The sequence below is a fragment of the Streptomyces sp. NPDC053427 genome (assembly GCF_044544985.1).
Lineage (GTDB): Bacteria > Actinomycetota > Actinomycetes > Streptomycetales > Streptomycetaceae > Streptomyces.
Genome location: NZ_JBITYA010000027.1, coordinates 1 through 17,050, shown reverse-complemented (window position 1 = coordinate 17,050; position 17,050 = coordinate 1). Strand labels below are relative to the sequence as shown.

The 17,050-nt window shown below is 71.9% G+C and carries 21 protein-coding genes; 6 read left to right on the top strand and 15 right to left on the bottom strand.

Annotation, left to right across the window (positions count from 1 at the left end):
- Nucleotides 1-89: 89 nt before the first annotated feature.
- From ACIGWZ_RS39265 to ACIGWZ_RS39250, 4 genes are all read right to left on the bottom strand, one after another.
- Nucleotides 90-962 (bottom strand): HpcH/HpaI aldolase/citrate lyase family protein, encoded by an 873-nt coding sequence (locus ACIGWZ_RS39265; protein WP_400072827.1) that lies wholly within the window; start codon nt 960-962, stop codon nt 90-92.
- A gap of 5 nt (nt 963-967) precedes the next feature.
- On the bottom strand, nt 968-2,029 hold the full coding sequence (locus ACIGWZ_RS39260; RefSeq protein WP_400072825.1) for an HpcH/HpaI aldolase/citrate lyase family protein: 1,062 nt from the start codon (nt 2,027-2,029) through the stop codon (nt 968-970).
- A gap of 135 nt (nt 2,030-2,164) precedes the next feature.
- Nucleotides 2,165-2,854 (bottom strand): 1,4-alpha-glucan branching protein, encoded by a 690-nt coding sequence (locus ACIGWZ_RS39255; RefSeq protein ID WP_400072823.1) that lies wholly within the window; start codon nt 2,852-2,854, stop codon nt 2,165-2,167.
- Nucleotides 2,855-2,961: 107 nt separating this feature from the next.
- Nucleotides 2,962-3,309 carry a MerR family transcriptional regulator gene (locus tag ACIGWZ_RS39250; protein ID WP_400072821.1) on the bottom strand — a complete coding sequence of 116 codons (348 nt, stop codon included), beginning with the start codon at nt 3,307-3,309 and terminating at the stop codon, nt 2,962-2,964.
- Between the two features lie 499 nt (nt 3,310-3,808).
- Here ACIGWZ_RS39250 and ACIGWZ_RS39245 point away from each other — a divergent pair, with 499 nt between their 5' ends.
- From ACIGWZ_RS39245 to ACIGWZ_RS39235, 3 genes are all read left to right on the top strand, one after another.
- Nucleotides 3,809-4,012: a cold-shock protein gene (locus tag ACIGWZ_RS39245; RefSeq protein WP_030809828.1), complete on the top strand. Its 204-nt coding sequence runs from the start codon at nt 3,809-3,811 to the stop codon at nt 4,010-4,012.
- 337 nt (nt 4,013-4,349) lie between these two features.
- Complete coding sequence (locus ACIGWZ_RS39240) at nt 4,350-5,864, top strand: DEAD/DEAH box helicase (RefSeq protein ID WP_400072819.1); 1,515 nt, start codon at nt 4,350-4,352, stop codon at nt 5,862-5,864.
- 138 nt (nt 5,865-6,002) lie between these two features.
- Nucleotides 6,003-6,284: an SCO5918 family protein gene (locus ACIGWZ_RS39235; protein WP_400072817.1), complete on the top strand. Its 282-nt coding sequence runs from the start codon at nt 6,003-6,005 to the stop codon at nt 6,282-6,284.
- Nucleotides 6,285-6,312: 28 nt separating this feature from the next.
- On the opposite strand, the gene ACIGWZ_RS39230 is transcribed toward ACIGWZ_RS39235, so the two are convergent.
- The 6 genes from ACIGWZ_RS39230 to ACIGWZ_RS39205 all read right to left on the bottom strand — a co-directional run bounded on the left by ACIGWZ_RS39230 (nt 6,313) and on the right by ACIGWZ_RS39205 (nt 11,645).
- On the bottom strand, nt 6,313-6,582 hold the full coding sequence (locus ACIGWZ_RS39230; RefSeq protein ID WP_400072815.1) for a hypothetical protein: 270 nt from the start codon (nt 6,580-6,582) through the stop codon (nt 6,313-6,315).
- A gap of 474 nt (nt 6,583-7,056) precedes the next feature.
- The gene (locus ACIGWZ_RS39225; RefSeq protein WP_400072812.1) at nt 7,057-8,121 is read right to left on the bottom strand and encodes a tetratricopeptide repeat protein; all 1,065 of its coding nucleotides are present in this window, start codon (nt 8,119-8,121) and stop codon (nt 7,057-7,059) included.
- Nucleotides 8,118-9,392 carry a tetratricopeptide repeat protein gene (locus ACIGWZ_RS39220; RefSeq protein WP_400072811.1) on the bottom strand — a complete coding sequence of 425 codons (1,275 nt, stop codon included), beginning with the start codon at nt 9,390-9,392 and terminating at the stop codon, nt 8,118-8,120. The genes ACIGWZ_RS39225 and ACIGWZ_RS39220 overlap by 4 nt, the downstream gene beginning before the upstream one ends.
- A gap of 132 nt (nt 9,393-9,524) precedes the next feature.
- Nucleotides 9,525-10,361: a hypothetical protein gene (locus tag ACIGWZ_RS39215; protein ID WP_400072809.1), complete on the bottom strand. Its 837-nt coding sequence runs from the start codon at nt 10,359-10,361 to the stop codon at nt 9,525-9,527.
- A 449-nt stretch (nt 10,362-10,810) separates the two neighbouring features.
- Complete coding sequence (locus ACIGWZ_RS39210) at nt 10,811-11,152, bottom strand: Imm50 family immunity protein (protein ID WP_400072808.1); 342 nt, start codon at nt 11,150-11,152, stop codon at nt 10,811-10,813.
- Nucleotides 11,139-11,645 carry an Imm50 family immunity protein gene (locus tag ACIGWZ_RS39205; protein WP_400072806.1) on the bottom strand — a complete coding sequence of 169 codons (507 nt, stop codon included), beginning with the start codon at nt 11,643-11,645 and terminating at the stop codon, nt 11,139-11,141. Before ACIGWZ_RS39205 ends, ACIGWZ_RS39210 begins: the two co-directional genes overlap by 14 nt.
- Nucleotides 11,646-11,856: 211 nt before the next feature.
- Here ACIGWZ_RS39205 and ACIGWZ_RS39200 point away from each other — a divergent pair, with 211 nt between their 5' ends.
- Nucleotides 11,857-12,312 (top strand): GNAT family N-acetyltransferase, encoded by a 456-nt coding sequence (locus ACIGWZ_RS39200; RefSeq protein ID WP_400072803.1) that lies wholly within the window; start codon nt 11,857-11,859, stop codon nt 12,310-12,312.
- Between the two features lie 93 nt (nt 12,313-12,405).
- Here ACIGWZ_RS39200 and ACIGWZ_RS39195 read toward each other — a convergent pair whose 3' ends face one another.
- From ACIGWZ_RS39195 to ACIGWZ_RS39185, 3 genes are all read right to left on the bottom strand, one after another.
- Nucleotides 12,406-12,678, bottom strand: a complete 273-nt coding sequence (locus ACIGWZ_RS39195; protein ID WP_400072801.1) for a hypothetical protein — start codon at nt 12,676-12,678, stop codon at nt 12,406-12,408.
- 119 nt (nt 12,679-12,797) lie between these two features.
- Nucleotides 12,798-13,229 (bottom strand): VOC family protein, encoded by a 432-nt coding sequence (locus ACIGWZ_RS39190; RefSeq protein WP_400072798.1) that lies wholly within the window; start codon nt 13,227-13,229, stop codon nt 12,798-12,800.
- Nucleotides 13,230-13,303: 74 nt separating this feature from the next.
- The gene (locus ACIGWZ_RS39185) at nt 13,304-13,483 is read right to left on the bottom strand and encodes a hypothetical protein (protein WP_400072796.1); all 180 of its coding nucleotides are present in this window, start codon (nt 13,481-13,483) and stop codon (nt 13,304-13,306) included.
- A gap of 112 nt (nt 13,484-13,595) precedes the next feature.
- On the opposite strand from ACIGWZ_RS39185, the gene ACIGWZ_RS39180 reads away from it, so the two are divergent.
- Entirely contained in the window at nt 13,596-14,237 is a 642-nt protein-coding gene (locus tag ACIGWZ_RS39180) for a TetR/AcrR family transcriptional regulator (RefSeq protein WP_400072795.1), read from the top strand.
- A 188-nt stretch (nt 14,238-14,425) separates the two neighbouring features.
- Here the strand turns inward: ACIGWZ_RS39180 and ACIGWZ_RS39175 are convergent, their stop codons facing one another.
- Nucleotides 14,426-14,860 (bottom strand): nuclear transport factor 2 family protein, encoded by a 435-nt coding sequence (locus ACIGWZ_RS39175; RefSeq protein ID WP_400072793.1) that lies wholly within the window; start codon nt 14,858-14,860, stop codon nt 14,426-14,428.
- A 68-nt stretch (nt 14,861-14,928) separates the two neighbouring features.
- Nucleotides 14,929-15,849: a zinc-binding dehydrogenase gene (locus tag ACIGWZ_RS39170; RefSeq protein WP_400072791.1), complete on the bottom strand. Its 921-nt coding sequence runs from the start codon at nt 15,847-15,849 to the stop codon at nt 14,929-14,931.
- 139 nt (nt 15,850-15,988) lie between these two features.
- On the opposite strand from ACIGWZ_RS39170, the gene ACIGWZ_RS39165 reads away from it, so the two are divergent.
- Nucleotides 15,989-16,939, top strand: a complete 951-nt coding sequence (locus ACIGWZ_RS39165; protein ID WP_400072789.1) for a LysR family transcriptional regulator — start codon at nt 15,989-15,991, stop codon at nt 16,937-16,939.
- Nucleotides 16,940-17,050: the final 111 nt, after the last annotated feature.

Genomic DNA, 17,050 nt, shown 5'->3' with positions numbered 1-17,050 from the left:
ACGAGGACGACCCTCCGCCTTGCGATCGCACGCACCAGACGCCGCGAGCCCCGCCCTCCGGGCGGACGACGGGACTTTGCGGACACCACCTAGCGCCCGGCGATCGCCTCGGCCACCGCGAGAATCCGGCGGGCGTCCTCGACATGCAGGTTCTCGATCATCCGGCCGTCGACGGTGACGACTCCGCGCCCCTCCCGGGTGGCGAGGTCGAAGGCGTCGATGACCTTCCGGGCGTGCTCGATCGCCGCGTCCGACGGAGCGAAGACCTCATTGCACGGCCCGACCTGCGACGGATGGATCAGCGTCTTGCCGTCGAAGCCGAACTGCCGGCCCTGCACGCACTCGGCCTCGAACCCCGCCAGGTCCTTCACGTCGTTGTAGACCCCGTCCAGGATCGCCTTGCCGGACTCGCGGGCCGCCAGCAGCGCCAGCGACAGCCCGGTCAGCAGCGGCGCCCGGCCCGGGACGTGCTCGGCGTGCAGCTCCTTGGCCAGGTCGTTGGTGCCCATCACCAGCACGGTGAGCCGTTCGCTCGCGCCGGCCACCTCCCGGGCGTCCAGCATCGCCCGCGGGGTCTCGACCATCGCCCAGATCGCCGTACGGTCCGGGGCGCCGGCCGCCTCCAGGGCCCGCTCGACCTCCCGTACGGTCGCGGCGGATTCCACCTTGGGCACCACGACCGCGTCCGGTCCGGCCTCGGCGGCGGCCCGCAGATCGTCGGCGTGCCAGGCGGTGCCCGGCGCGTTGACCCGGATGGTCACCTCGCGGTGGCCGTACTCCCCCGAGGCCGCGGCGGCGGCGACCCGCTTGCGGGCGTCGGCCTTCGCATCGGGGGCGACGGCGTCCTCCAAATCGAGGATCAGCGCGTCGGCGGGCAGTGACTTGGCCTTCTCCAGGGCGCGTTCGTTGGCGCCCGGCATGTACAGCACGGAGCGGCGCGGCCGCAGGGTCGCGTCGGACATCGGAGCTACTCCTTCTCGGCGGCGGCGTAGGCGTCGCGCAGTTCCGGGTCGCGGGCGGCGAGCGCCTCCGCGAGCCGGGCGACCACCTGGCACTGCTTGTACGTGGCGTCGTCCTGCATCTTGCCGTCGATCATCACCGCGCCGGTGCCGTCGCCCATGGCGTCGATGACCTTGCGGGCCCAGGCGACCTCGGCGGGCTCGGGCGAGAAGACCTTCTTGGCGATGCCGATCTGCACCGGGTGCAGGCTCCAGGCGCCGACGCAGCCCAGCAGGAAGGCGTTACGGAACTGGTCCTCGCAGGCGGTGGTGTCCTTGATGTCGCCGAACGGCCCGTAGTACGGCAGGATCCCGTGCGCCGCGCAGGCGTCGACCATGCGCGCGAGGGTGTAGTGCCACAGATCCTGCTGGAAGGTGGCCCGCGGCGCGTCCGCGCTCCCGGTGTGCGGGTCCTCGCGTACGAGATAGCCGGGGTGGCCGCCGCCGACCCGGGTCGTCTTCATCCGGCGGCTGGCCGCCAGGTCGGCGGGGCCGAGCGAGATGCCCTGCATCCGGGGGCTGGCCCCGGCGATCTCCTCGACATTGGCGACGCCGGAGGCGGTCTCCAGGATGGCGTGGACGAGGATCGGCCGCTGCACACCGGCCTTCGCCTCCAGCTGGGCGAGCAGCCGGTCGACGTAGTGGATGTCCTCGGCGCCCTCCACCTTCGGCACCATGATCACGTCGAGCTTGTCGCCGATCTCGGTGACCAGCGTCAGCAGATCGTCCAGCGCCCATGGCGAGTCCAGGCTGTTGATCCGCGTCCACAGCTGGGTCCCGCCGAAGTCCGTGCCCTTGGCGATCTCCACCAGGCCCGACCGGGCCGCTTCCTTGCGGTCGGCGGCGACCGCGTCCTCCAGATTGCCGAGCAGGACGTCGACGGTGGGGGCGATGGTCGGCACCTTCGCCGCCATCTTCGCGTTGCCCGGGTCGAAGAAATGAATCATCCGGGACGGCAGGAACGGCACTTCCCGCACCGGCGCCGGCGCACCGACTGCCAATGGGCGGAAGAAGTCCTTCGGAGAGCGCATGCAGTCTCCCTGGTCGGATCGAGGGGCGCGGGCCGCCGACGGGGGCGCCCGCCGGCGGTCATCCGGGCCTCACTTTAGAGGCGCGACGCGGTGACGCTACTGGTCGGTACGTGTGCCGTTGGTCACCGCCGACGGTTACGCCGCGTCGTCCTGGACGACGGCGAACGGGCCGCGCTCCTCGGTGCCGTTCGGCAGCAGCCAGCCGGCCGTGACGTGCCCCCGCATCCGCGCCGCGTCCGGCGCCGGCCGGAGGACGCGGTGCACCCGTATCCGTACCGGCACCGGCCCGGATGCGGCGGCGGGGATCTCCACCACGACGTCCGTGCCGTCCGGCCCGTTCCCCACGACCGCGCTGCCCACGACCGCGGGCCCGGTCGCCACCGCCGCACCCGGCCCCGTGAAGTCCCTGGTGACGGACGGGTCCGGGGTGTCGGTGAGGCTCTGGGCCTGCGGCTCGGTGGTGCCGCAGAGGAGGGCGAACAGCTGCGCCACGAAGACCGGGTCATGGGTTCCGTCGTAGACCCACCGCGGTCCGAGCACCTCGTGTTCCAGGGTGCCGACGAGCGCATGGTCGGCGCCTTCGAGCGGCGCTCCCCGGTAGGTGAGCGGTACGTGGTAGACGACCGGCCGGTCGCCGGATCCATCGGAGACCGCCATGAATTCGATCCCGACCTCCCCGTCCGGGTCGTCGAGCCGGAAGCCGCCGGCCTTGGCCAGTTCCGGCGTACGCCGCCCCTCGCCGACGTACCAGGGTTGCCCGGGAAGCCACGGCGTCAGCAGCTCCAGTTTGCCGGGCTTCAATGTGACGTGATGAATGACGGCCATGCCGCAACGCCCTTTCTGCAGAACGGACTTACGGGCCTACCTTGTCAGCCGTTTCCGCCACGCGTCACGCATCCGCAGCGGCGGCCGGTCGCCCGGGGGCGGCGGGATCAGCCGCGATCGGCCCGGTCCGCTCCGCTCTCGCGTCGGCGCAGCTCGTCGTTGAGCCGCAGGGCCTCCTCGAGCTGGTCCTCGAGGATGATGATGCGGCAGGCGGCCTCGATCGGGGTGCCCTGGTCGACGAGTTCGCGCGCGCGGGCGGCGATACGCAACTGGTAGCGCGAGTAGCGGCGGTGGCCGCCGCCGGACCGCAGCGGGGTGATGAGCCGGGCCTCGCCCAGGGCCCGCAGGAAGGCGGGCGTGGTGCCGATGAGCTCCGCCGCGCGGCCCATGGTGTAGGCGGGGTAATCGTCGTCGTCGAGATGGTCGGTGGCGTTCGGTGGGGAATCCGGAGCCATGCGCACCCTTCGTCTCGGGGCGCACTCCGCGGCCCTGCTGCCAGGCATTGCTCGTTCGGCGGTTTGCGGCCGTCCGGCCGGACGGTTTTGCGCTGCGCGGCGCGAGCCTATCCGCTGGCGGCGGAGAATGTCTATTGCGGCCGCTGTAGATTTCGCCCGGACCGGAGCGGCGCGAGCCCAAGTGGCGCATGGATTCGGCATCGAATGGCGGAGAATGGCGGCGCATATCTCATGTCGCGGTCGAAGAAATTACGATGCGTCGGGAACGGTTTCGGCGTCCCGGCCGGCCGGCCGGGAAATCTCTGGGCGGTGCTGTATGAGCCGTGCTACTGTCGATATCAGTTGCAGTTGTGGTTCCCAAAATCTTCAAGTGCTTCAGCCGACTTCGCGCCGGCTGAAGTGTTTTGTGTAGCCGGGTTTCTCCGGATGGGGCAATCATCGCGGCGACGCGAGGCTCGCGCCCTGCGGGTCCAAGGAATTCCCCGAAGGAGAATCAGATATGGCTACTGGCACCGTGAAGTGGTTCAACGCGGAAAAGGGCTTCGGCTTCATCGAGCAGGAGGGTGGCGGCGCCGATGTGTTCGCCCACTACTCGAACATCGCCGCCCAGGGCTTCCGTGAGCTGCAGGAGGGCCAGAAGGTGAGCTTCGACGTCACGCAGGGCCAGAAGGGCCCGCAGGCCGAGAACATCGTTCCCGCCTGACGCCGAAACGTGCAACGCTGGGGCCCGCGCCGTGGGTGCGGGCCCCAGCGCTTGTCTTTTCGCGGCTTGCGCGGTGGTCGCCGGATTGCCGTCGCCGCCGCTTTTGGGTACCGCCGTTCGCGTCCCGTTCCGGGGCTCGCCTTTCGGGGTTCACCCGCTGTCCGACCGCTCCGGGTACCGCGAATTTCCGAAGCACGCGCAGAGGAAATCGTCGTCGCGGTCAGACTTGTTTGACGTTTTTTCGACTCGTTCCTGCGATTCTCCGTGCGGTCCGGTGGTCCGATGGTCCGCTGGACCGGGGATTCCTCGTACGTGTCGCACTCGAGGAAGGTTCAGCATGAACCGCGCAGCCCGCACGAACGGCCGCAGCGTCCGCACGGGCAAGGGCAGCGCCACTGCCCGGGACCGTTCGAAGACATCGAACCGCGCAAAAACGTCCCGCGCCCAGACCGGCCGGAAGGGCCGTTCCGGAGCGCTCCACGGCGAGTGCACGGTGCCGGCGACCCTGACCCCGTCGCTGCCGGCCGTCGCCGCCTTCGCCGAGCTGGACATGCCCCAGCCGCTCCTCGTGGCGCTCGGCGCCCAGGGTGTGACCGTGCCGTTCCCGATCCAGGCGGCGACGCTGCCGAACGCGCTGGCCGGCCGGGACCTGCTGGGACGGGGCCGCACCGGCTCCGGCAAGACCCTGGCCTTCGGCCTCGCCCTGCTCGCCCGCACCGCCGGACAGCGCGCGGAGCCCCGTCAGCCGCTCGCCGTCGTGCTCGTCCCCACCCGGGAACTGGCCCAGCAGGTGACGGACGCGCTGACCCCCTATGCCCGCGCCCTGGAGCTGCGGCTGACCACCGTGGTCGGCGGCATGCCGATACGCCGACAGGCCGCCGCCCTGCGGTCCGGGGCCGACGTCGTGGTCGCCACCCCCGGCCGGCTGAGGGACCTCATCGAGCGGGGGGACTGCCGGCTGGACCGCGTCGGCATCACCGTCCTGGACGAAGCCGACCAGATGACCGACATGGGGTTCCTGCCGCAGATCACCGCGCTGCTGGACCAGGTGCCGTCCGACGGCCAGCGACTGCTCTTCTCGGCCACCCTGGACCGCAATGTCGATGCCCTGGTCCGCCGCTTCCTGCACGACCCGGCCGTGCACTCGGTGGATCCCTCCGCGGGCGCGGTGACCACGATGGAGCATCACGTCCTGCACGTACGGGACGCCGACAAGAACGCCACGACGACCGAGATCGCCGCCCGTGACGGCCGGGTCATCATGTTCCTGGACACCAAGCACGCCGTGGACCGGCTCACCCGGCACCTGCTCAAGAGCGGAGTGCGTGCCGCGGCGCTGCACGGAGGAAAGTCCCAGCCGCAGCGCACCCGCACCCTGGCGCAGTTCAAGGACGGCCGGGTCACGGCCCTGGTCGCCACCAATGTGGCGGCCCGCGGCATTCACGTCGACGACCTCGATCTCGTCGTCAACGTCGACCCGCCCGGCGATCACAAGGACTACCTGCACCGCGGCGGACGCACCGCCCGCGCCGGCGAGTCCGGGAGCGTCGTCACCCTCGTGCTGCCCCACCAGCGCCGCGCCATGGACGGTCTGATGGCGGACGCCGGGATCACCCCGCGGACCACCACGGTCCGCTCCGGTGAAGCGGAACTGAGCCGCATCACCGGTGCCCGGGCGCCCTCGGGCATCCCCGTCACCGTCTCCGCCCCGGCCGCGCAGCAGGCCGCGCCGCGCACCGCCGCCGCGCGCCGTCGGCGGGGTGGATCCGGCCGGGCCCGTACGTCCGCCGCGTCGGCCCACGGACGGACCGGCATGTCCCGGGACCGTCCGCGCGGCGGCGCGACCGCATGACCCCCCGTCCGACCGTATGACTCCTGGTCCGACCGTATGAACCCCCGCCCGTCCTCGCCGCTCGGGCCCCGCGCGGCCGTACTGATCCGGAACTCGGCCGGAAGCGCCGGTCCCTCCCTCCAACCCTGTTGAGGCACCATGCGATGCGTTATCGCCCACTTTCCCTTCGACTTCGTCAAGAGCGAGGTGGAGCAGCTGATGTCGGGTATCACGCCGGAACCGGCCGTCGGTCCCTGCGCGGTCATCGGCCGCCGGACCTACCCCGTCAAGCAGGTCGGCGCCGTGATCACCAGGCAGGACCGCCGGGACTTCTCGGCGGGCGAAGTGACCAGGGCGCTGAGCCGGCTGGGCTTCACCTGCGTCACCGCCCCCGTCCCCGGCGCGCCGGAATCCAGCGAACTGCCCGGATTCCGGGTCTGATCCGTCGTGGGGCGGGCGGCCGTCCGGGTCAGGCGCCCTCTTCCTCCTCGGCCTCCATGCGCCGGATGCCCTCGTGCGTCAGCGTGACCATCGCGGGCGTGTTCCGCGTCGTCCAGTCGACCTCGACCAGCCCTTCGCCCACCAGGTAGGTACAGGCGGCGGCCAGATCCTGCTCGGGCATGTGGAGGTCGTCGCGGAGACTGGCGCCGGTGGCACCGGCACGGTTGTCCTCGGTGACGTCGTACAGCGCCTTCATGATCGCTGCGCGGTAGCTCTTCCGCTCGTGCAGTGTTGCCATGACTGCCGCTCGCTTCTCGTTCCGGTACGGCGGTCCGCCTCCGCGGCGCGCCCGGCGGGCGGCAGTGGCTGCGGGAGTGTCACCGCGGGCCTCTCGGCGGGGGCGCGTCGTGCTGGGTGTTGCGCACGCTGATCAGATACGCGACCAGGGCGATCAGGACCACGATGGCGGCCACGGTGACAACGGTCTCCACGTCCTCACGTCCTTCGCGCGGTGGGTACGCCGGCCGGGGCGGAGAACTCGCGGAGGAGGCGGCCGGTCCCGGTCGTGGTGCGGACCCGTCCCCGGGCGCGTGCGTCGCGGCCCGGTGCTGCTGCTCGCCGAGAACGGCACCCGCGTGGCAGCCGGCGTCCGAAGTGCTCCCGGCCCTTTCACCCTACTCCGGGCATCCCGGCGCGGCGCGGGCCGCGGCGGACGCGCCCGGCGGGCGACGGCCCCCGTCCGTCCTCGCGGCCGCCGCCCCGGCACGGCCGTTCAGCGCCGCTTCTTCCGGTCGAACCAGACGGTGGCCAGTGTGGGGACGAGTCCCGCCCAGAACAGGACTTCGGGCACGGAACGCTCCGTCCACGGCACCTGCGAGATCAGCAGGGCGCAGAGCATCGCCCAGGCCGCCTGGGCGAGCACGATGCGGGCCCAGCGGCGGCGGCGCACCAGGGACCACACATTCAGCTGGACGCCGACCCGCAGCGAGCGGTAGCGGCGCCAGGCGCCGAAGCCCCAGAGCGCGGCCATGGGCAGCAGAACGTAGAGGCGGTTGCCGAGCGGGACCGGCAGATCCCGCGGCACCTCGCCGTCCTTGGGGAAGAGGTCGACCATGACGCCCGCGGCCACCACGCACAGCAGCGCCAGCCAGCGGACGCCGCGCAGCAGCCGGTAGGTGGCCTGGTCGAGACCGCCGCGGAGCCATGGCGAATCCGGGACCGTGGTGAGCGCGTCGGCGTAGAGATCGGCCGCGGCCGCGGCCTTCACGCCGGGGGACTCCGCGGCCCGGTCCGTCTGCATGACCACGGCCAGCGGGTTCGTGGGGTCCAGGCGCCGCAGGGCGTCCAGCGTCAGCCGGGCCCGCTCCTGGTCGCCGGCCAGCAGCGCGGCCTTGTACAGGGACTCGTAGGCGCGCGGCTCCTCCGGGGCCAGCCGCACCCCCTCCTGGCCGAGGCGCACGCCCTCCTGCCGGTCGCCGTCGGGCAGCCAGGGCTGGATCTCGGCCAGCGTCGCATACGCGGTCCAGCGGTGCGGGTCGAGGCGGATCGCCTCGCGCAGTACCGCTCCCGTCTCCACCATGCGATGGGCATTCCGCAGGGCGCGGGCGCGCATATGGAGCGTGGCGTGGTCCTCCGGCGCCAGCCTCAGCGCCTCTTCGGTCGCTTCGAGCGCCTTGTCGCCCTCGTCGGCGGCCAGATGGCACCGCGCGAGCTCCAACCAGGCACGCACATCCCCGGGGTCCTCGCCGATACGGGCACCGAGCGTGGCCTTGGCCTCGTCGTAGCGGCCCAGGTCCACCAGGGCTTCGGCCCGGTCGACCGCGGGGTGATCCGTCACAGCCTGCGCCTCTTCTTCAGGTAGCCGAGCAGGTCGTCGTACATCCCGCCTTCGTTGGCGAACATGGCCACGTTGCGGGCGGCCGCGAACCACGGCTCGGTGGAGGGGACCACGGACCTGGCCGCGGCGAGGAGGTCCGCCATGTCGATCATGCGTACGGTGCCGGTGCGCGCGGAGTCGAGCAGCGCCCGCTCGGCCGCGGACTCGCACACATGGGCCAGGTCGGCACCCGAGAGGCCGTCGGTGGCCTTGGCGAGCTTGCCCAAGTCGACGTTCTCGATGGGGCGTTCGCGCAGGTGGTAGCGGAGCACGGCCTCCCGCGCGGGAGCGTCCGGCGGCAGTACGAGCAGGGTGCGGTCCAGGCGGCCGGGCCGGCGCAGGGCGAGGTCCACGTCCCAGGGGACGTTGGTGGCGGCGAGGACGAAGACGCCCTCGTTGGCTTCGGCGCCGACGCCGTCCAGCTCCGTGAGCAACTGGTTGACGGTGTTGCGCATGCCGCTGTTCTGGGTGCGGCTCCGCTTGCCGCCGAGTGCGTCCAGCTCGTCGAGGAAGACCACGCAGGGGGCCTGGCGGCGGGCGGTGGCGAACACCTCGTGCATATTGCGTTCGGAGTTCCCGATCCACATGTCGAGCACGTCGTTGATCGACACGGACAGGAAGTTGGCGCCGAGTTCACCGGCCACCGCGCGGGCGATGAAGGTCTTGCCGCAGCCGGGCGGGCCGTACAGCAGCAGCCCGCCGCGCAGGCTCTTGCCGTACAGCCTGCGCAGTTCGGGATTGCGCAGCGGCGCGAGGAAGGCGGCCTCCAGCCGGTCCTTGACCTCCTGCATGCCGCCGACGTCCGCCAGGCGTACGGTGCCGGGCGCGTCCACGTCCCAGGCGGGTGCCTCGCCCGGGTCGCCGTCGCCGTCGACGCCGAGCGGGGGCTCGACGAACCGGGGCGGCACCACACCGTCGACCTCGTCCTCGGCGGCCCGCCAGTCGAAGTCCGCACGGGGCGCGGGCGGCCGGGTGCCACGGGCCGGGGTGCCGACGACGGCGGCCGGGCTCGGCCCGGTGGGCGCGGGCGCTCCCATGGCGCGGGTCATCAGCTCCCGCGCCTGCGCGTCGCCGGGGGCGTGCTGGAGCGCGACGGCCACCTCCGCGACGGCCGCGTCGTACCGCCCCGCGTCCAGCAGAAGTTGCGCCAGGTGCAGCCGTAGCGGCACGTCACCGGGCGCCGCGGCGACGGCCGTACGCATGCTCTGGATCAGGGGCGAATCCTGCGACATGGCCCACACTTTACGTATAAGACGACGGCAGCCCTCTCGCGCCGGTCAGGTGCGCGCTCCGTGCGAGGGGACGGCGTCCCCGTGTGCGACGCCGCCGTCGGTCCGTGCGCTCCCCGGTGCGGGAGCGCGGCATCACGAGCCGATGCAGACAACTCCCAGCAGACACAGATGAGTTGGCGACTTCGGGTCGGCCGCAGGCGTGCTCGGCGTGTTCGGCGCGGGGCTCGCCGACGGTGTGTTCGCGTCGGACGGTCCGGCGGGCGCGGAGGCGGACGCGGTCGGGGCCGGGGTGGCCGCGTGCCGGGCATGCTTCGGCCGGTCCGGCGAGGGCGTGGTGTGCGGCGTCCCGTTCGGGGCCGCGAGGGGGTGGGTCGCGGCGGCGGACTTCGGGTGCCGGACCGTCGGGGCGGTGGACGGTGCGGCGGCGGTGGTTTCCCGCTGCCGGCTCGCCGACCTGGACGGGCGGGAGTCGGAGTCCCGGGTGTCCCCGGTGTCCGGCTCCTTCGACACGGAGGCGGCGGGCTCCGTCCGGGGCGTGCCCACGCTCTCCGGCTCCGGTGTCGAGGCCGCGTGCGCCTGGGAGGGCTTGTTCTGCAGCATGCTGACGGTCAGACCGCCGCCGACAAGGGCGAAGGCCGTCGCGGCGACCGCCCGGCGCCGGTGCTTCTTCCACCGCGCCAGCTGTCGGCGTCGGGCCGCCCGGCCCTGCCCGGTGGCGGCGGTGGAGGTGCCGTCCGCGACGTCGAGGCCCTCGACCGGATCCGCGCCCGATACCTCCGCCGTCACGTCCTCGTACGCGGCGCTGTCCAGCGGCGCGGCATCGGCGTACCCGGTGCCCTGGTGCGGCCCCGGTGCGGGAACGTCCGCACCGGGCCAGCTCTCCCACGCCGCGGGAGCGGCCACCGCGCGGTGGGAGCGGTGGGCGGGCGGGGCGATGTCCGGGGCGTAATCGCCGCACCCGGGACACACGAGGGCTCCGTTGAGATTCCGGCGGCACGACGAGCAGTAGTCCATCTGGGATCTTTCTGTGCTGACTGCGCCGCCAGGGGGGACGGCGGCGACCTGATCAAGGCCGCACGCGGGTTCGAGCGGGCAGTAACGCTAACGGCACCCCTCTACGCCGGCACGTAGCGAGTGTGATGCTTCGGTGCAGGTTCCGTGACGGTCGCCTCCGTACTCCGGACATATGACGATGAGTCCCCGGTGTGACACTGGACTTGTCGCGCCCCGTGTGATCTCTGCGCCGCTGGGCTCCGGCGCGTACCGATCGCCGCCGAGGAGCAGGAGATGCGGGTCGGAAGCAGAGGGTGAGACGGCGTCACACGCGGCCGAGCTACGGGACAGCCCTCAAGGAACGGACGAAGCCCGATAGGCCCTGGCCCCGATCATCTCGACGGATCCGGCCGTGAACCGCACGCTCATTCCTTCTCCGCGGATCTCTGCGGAGATGCGCCCCCGCTCGCACGTCGGAGTTCGGCGCTCTGCGTGGGCGTGTACAGCCAGCCGTCGATGTCGAGGTCGTCCAGGTCGGCGAATGCCAGCGAGAAGGCAAACGCGTTGAGATTCTTCTTCACCCACTCCGGCAGCGGCTTCTCCGGGAGCCGGTCGAGGCCGATCCTCAGGGTGAGCGCCTTGCCCCGCTCGTCGATCGCCAGGGAGGAAAGGTCGCAGCCGCCCAGGGCGGGCGCGGAGACGAAGAACCGGTCGGCGAGCTCGGGGTTTTCCAGCAACCCGATCCACTTCTCGTCAGAATTGTTCATGGTACGTCCCCGCGTCGGCGCCGGGCACGCAGTCGTACCGCCGCGCATCCATCGTCCCTGCGTAGTAGTGCCTTCCGCGATCCGGAGCGCCGCCGGCGGGAGCCCGGAAGGCGCTCACCCTCCCCACCACGAGGAAATCGCTGCTGGTGAAGGAAAGAGTGGTGCGGCCGCCCGCGACGTCCACCTTTATCCGCCGCTTTTCGAGAGGCTCCAGCTTCACATCCGCCACCACCGGTGGTTCCCACCGACGCATGGCCAAACCTTCCACCGCAAGGAAACGCAGGTGGCATTGGAGGCGGTCGCACCCTTGCTCCGCCCACTCGGGGAGAGGGCGATCGGGGAATTTCGGCAGGTCCAATCGAAGAACGGCAGTCGGTCCGTATCGACTGAAGTGAACGGACCTCAACACGACGTGCGCAAGCGGCGGGACAGTCGAATAGAACGCTCGGAGTCGATCCGCATTCCCGAGAAGGTCTTCCCAGTTCCGGGTCATACGGACGACGCTCCTCGCATCCCTGGCGGCCTCCGTCGCGGCCGTACCGCCACGCGTTCCCGCTCCGGCTCGCGGATCCGATGGTATGCGCTTGTCATCGGCGGGTGTTGACCGCAGAGTTTCCCATGGACTCGTTCCTCCCGAGGAGCGCAGAGGGGCCCGTGCCGCGCTCCTCCCCCTGCACCGGAAGCCCCCGAGGAAGGTGAACAAGGTGAAGATCGTGGTGGACGACCTCTCCGGGCCGGAGATCGCCCGGTTCCTCCAGGACCATGTCCGGCAGATGCAGTCCGTCACGCCGTTGGAGAGCAAGCACGCCCTCGATCTCGACAGTCTTCGGAAGCCGGAGATCACGTTCTGGTCGGTCTCGGACGGCGACACCCTGGTGGGCTGCGGAGCGATCAAAAGGCTGGACGCGGCGCATGCAGAGCTGAAGTCGATGCGTACGCGGCCGTCACGCAAGCGGAGCGGGGTCGCCTCCCTCCTGCTGGCGCACATCCTGACCGAGTCCACGCGCAGGGGCTTCACCCGGCTGAGCCTGGAGACCGGTGCGGCCGAATTCTTCCTGCCCGCACGGACGTTGTACGAGAAGTTCGGGTTCCGGGAGTGCGGTCCGTTCGCGGGCTACCGGCCCGATCCGAACAGTACGTTCATGACCCGGGCGCTCTGAAGGAGCGTGGTCCGGAGAGGGGCTGACGGGGTGGGGAAAAGGGTTCGGCGCCCCGGGGGACAGGGGCGCCGAAGTCTCATCAGCCGCTGATTCTCAACGGCCCCTGGCGGCGCCGAGGGCGTTGGTCTTGGAAGCGAGGTCGTTCTTCGAGTTCAGCTTCTTGGCGATGTTCCCCAGCTTGCCGACGACCGCATCGACGTCGACGAGGCCGGCGGGCTTCGCCAGGGTGGTCTTCCCGACCGTGCTGCTTCCCTTCAGCGGCTTCTCGCCACCGCGAGGCCCGGGGGCCGCAAGTGCCGGGGAGGCCGCGGCCCCCAGAACCAGCGCGACACCGACAACACCCGCAGCAGCCTTGGCGATCTTCACGATCTGTCACCTTTCCAGCAGATGCGCCCAACAGCGAGGCACGACCCTCGTACCTCCGGAACGTCCCGTCCTCGGGCGCCCGCAGCGCACTGCCACAGCCCCTAACCGCCGCGCTCATATCAAAGTGTCGGAGTGTCACCCGCCCGAGCAGCCTTTTCGTCGGACGGGCCGGGCCCGTCCGACCATTCGACGAGCTGGATGACGACGCCGTTGGGGTCGGTCATCTGGAAGAGACGCTCGCCCCAGGGCTCTTCGCGCAGGGGCATGGTGATGGGGGCGCCCGCCGCGCGCAGGCGGGCCTCTTCGGCCGCGAGGTCGGTGACGGTGAGCGCCAGGATCAGGCCGGACGCCTGCTGGTCGCGCTGCTCGGGCGGGAGGACCTCGGTGCCCCGGCGGAGCAGCACGATGTCGGCGGCGGCGTCCTCGCGGGTCAGGGAGGCGAAGCCGTCGGCGGCCATGGCCACCTGGTAGCCGAGGTGGGTGGTGAGGAACGCGCGGGAGGCGTCCACGTCGGCGACGGTCAGGGAGAGGGTGGCGGCAGAGACGTTCACGGCGGCTCCTCGGCAGATGTGCGGGCGGCGGATGTGCGGGGGCGGTGCTGTGGGGCGGCGGGTCCGAACGGCGGTCAGTAGGTGCGGCGCGGCGCTCGGGTCCGGGTGCGGACGGCCGCCTTGCGGTGGCCGGTGCGCGGCAGGTCGCGGATCGGCCGCTGAGGGGTCGGCGCCGGACCCGTGCCGTGGGTGGCGGCGAGCTTGGCGAGGGAGAGCTGGGCGCTGTCGAGCGTGGCGGGGGCGAGCTTTCGCATACGCGGCCTCTTCCGTACGAGTCATCGGGGCGAATTTTGCGACGGACGTAACTTTACGCACGACGCAAGAGATGCGTCAAGGATAATTTTGCTACGGGTGTAAGATTCCCTCATGGGTATCGAGAACGTGGGTCTTCGCGAGTCCAAGAAGCAGGAGACCCGGCAGCTGATCTCCGACCAGGCCACCAGGCTCTTCATCGCGCAGGGCTTCGAGCGGACGACCATCGCCGAGATCGCCGTCGCGGCCCGGGTCGCCAAGAAGACGGTCACCAACTACTTCCCGCGGAAGGAGGATCTGGCCCTCGACCACCACGACGCGTTCACCGCGAGCCTGGCCCGCGCGGTCGCCGACCGGGCCGCCGGAGAGTCGCCGTCGGCCGCGCTGCGGCGGGAGTTCACCGCCGCGCTGGACCGGTGCGACCCCGTCGCGGGCTTCGCAGGCCCGGCCTTCGCCCGGATGATCGCCGACAGTCCCACCCTGACCGCCCGCCTGCGCGACCTGCACGACCAGCGGGAGGCGGCCCTCGCCGCGGCCCTGGCGGACGCCGCCCCCGACGGCGCTCCGGCCGTCGCGCCCCGGGCGGCCGCCGCTCTCCTGGCGGCCGCCCATCGCCTGCTGTTCCAGCGGATCCAGGAACTCACGCTGGCCGGCGAGCCCAACGACCGGATCGCGGCCACCCTGGCCCCGGAGGCCGCGCACGTCTTCGACCTCCTCGACGCCGGCCTCGGTGACCCCCGTGCCGCCCAAGCCTGACCGGCCCCGTGGGCCCCGTTCCCGGTGAGGCATCGGCGGCGGGTGCGAGAGGCCTACGCGTACGGGATCGCCCCCAACGCTCCCCACGCCGCCGGGTGTTCAGGGCCGACCGGGGGCGTCCCGACCTGCGGCGGACCGGCGTGCCCGGCGTTCCGCGGACGACGGTGCGGCCGAGGACCCGGTGCCGCTCACTCGGTACCGGCGGAGTGGCCGGTGGCGAGTTCCGGGAAGAGGACCGCGGCCACATGCCGGGTGTCGGCGTATTCGACGACGGAGGCGATCTTGCCGTCGCGGACGGTGTAGATGCCGATGCAGCGGTTGTCGTAGGTGCCGCCGTGGACGGTCTTGGCCTTGGAGGTCCATTCGGCCACCACGCGGTCGCCCTCGGCGAGGGTGCTGACCAGTTCGACGTCCAAGCTGCCCGGGACGAGGATCGGTCCCATGCTGCCGAGGAAGTCGTTGATGATCGCGTCGCGGCCGTGCCACACCTTGGACAGCGGCAGGTCGCCCGGGTAGTGCCAGGTGGCGTCCTCGGTGAAGCTGTCGTGGATGACGTCGGCGTCGCCGTCGCGGACGGCCTCGACGTAGCGGATGACGACGGCCCTGGGGTCGGTGGTGGTCATGTGTCGTGCTCCTTCGATGGTCTTGCGGGCGTTCGGATGCGGTGGGATCGCGGGGTGTGCGGACCCGTTCAGGACAGGGTGAGGACGGCCTTGCCGCGGATACGGCGGTCGCGCAGGTCCGTGAGGGTGGTCGCGGTGTCGGCCCAGTCCGTGACGCGGCCGATCTCGGGGTGCAGGCGGCCTTCGGCGGTCAGCCGGACCAGCGCCGCCAGGTCGTCGTCGAGGCGGCTGTCGGCGTCGAGGTAGTGGAAGTGCCGGATGACGGCCGATTCCGGCCCGGCGAAGAAGTCGAAGAAGTCGAGCGTCGCCGGGGTGCGGCTGGCCTGCCCGAACCAGATCAGCGTGCCGCGCCCGGCGAGCCGCGCCAGAGCGAGGGCGAGGGCCGGGCCGCCGGTCGACTCCAGCACGATGTCGTACGGCCCCTGGGCGTCGGCGACGTCGTGGACGATCTCGGCGGCGCCGAGTTCGGCAAGCCGGGCGCCGCGTTCGGCATCTCGGGTCACGGCCGTGACCTGCGCGCCGGCGGCGGCCGCGAGCTCGGTGACGTAGTGCCCCACGCCGCCCGACGCGCCGGTCAGCAAGACGCGCCGTCCCAGCACGGGCCCGGCGGCGCGCAGCAGCCGCACCGCGGTGAGCCCGGCCAGCGGCAGCGCCGCGCCCTGGAGCACCGAGACGCTGTCCGGCAGCTCGGCGAGCGCATCGGTCGGCACCGCCACGTACTCCGCCCAACCACCCGCCATGGGATGGCCGACGACCCGAGTGATCCCGGACGGCCCGCTCCCGTCGGCGGCCTGCTGCACCACCAGCCCCGCGATGTCCTTGCCGGGGCGCTCGCCGGGGGCGGGCCGTTCCAGCTTGAACGTCTCACCCCGGTTGACCGAGAAGGCCTCGACCTTCACCAGTGCCTCGTGGGGGCGCGGCGTCGGCTCGGGGACGTCGGCGAGCACGACCGGCTCGGCGGGATCTCCGGTCGGTATCAGGGCTTTCACTGTGGTCCTCCTCCTCGGCGGCCTCCGGGGCCGTCCCCCGGTGCGGCATCTGGGACCATCTGACCGGGCGGGGCACCGGCCCGGCCAACAACGAAGCCGCCCGGCCGACAACGGGGGGTTGTCGCATAGGGTCAGCGGCATGGACCTCGACCTCTCCCTGGTCCGCGCGTTCGCCGCGACCGCCGAGACGCTGCACTTCGGACGGGCGGCCGAAGAGCTGAACACCAGCCAGCAGGCGCTGTCCAAGCGGATCGCGCGGCTGGAGGAGCTGCTGGCCGTCCGGCTGTTCGCGCGCGAGGGCGGCATCCGGCTGAGCGAGGCGGGCGAGCGGTTCCTGCCGGCCGCGCGCGAGGCGCTTGCGGCGGGCGAGCGCGCGATCGCGGCGGCGACGGGCGCCGGCCCGGTCGTACGGATCGACACCTGGGGGCATCTGTATGCACCGATGCGTACCGTCGCCCAGGCGGTGCAGGCGCTCGGCCCGGTGCGGTGGGAGCCGGGGCCGGGACGTGACTGGCCGTCAGTCGCGCAGGCGCTGACGCGCGGCGACACGGACCTGGGATTCGGCCGGGTGCACCCGCTGCCGGGCGGCCGGGACGCGGGGCTCACCCAGCGGCTGGTGCGGCTGGAACCCGTCGACGCGGTGGTCAGCCCCTCCCACCCGCTGGCCGACGCCGATGCACTGCGCCCGGCCGACCTGCGCGACAGCACCCTGTGGTGCCCGGCCGAACTGACCCGCCTGGACTTCCTGCGCCGCTTCGCCGACGCATTCGGGATCACCCGCCGGCACGACGGCCCCAACCTGGGCCTGGACCACCTCGTCCACCATCTCCGCACCGACACCGAGGGCTTCACCCTCTTCCCCGCCGACGCACCGCTGCCGGACCACGCGGGCCTGCGCTCCGTCCCGCTCGTCGAGCCGACCCCGCTGTACGCGTGGTCGCTGGCCTGGCGCGAGTCCTACCGCCACCCCCTGCTCGACACCCTGCTGCGCGGCTTCACCGAAACCGGCCGGGCCCGGCGCTGGCTGGACTACACACCGCAGCGCGACTGGCTCCCCGACACCGACCACGCGAAACTGCCGGTCCACTAAGGGCTGTCCCGTAATGCCTGGCGGGCGCACGACGACAGCTACGGCACCTCGCCGCGTTGTCGGAACGTCCGGATACGCCCAGTATCCGGACGTCCCTCCGCCTTGCGATGC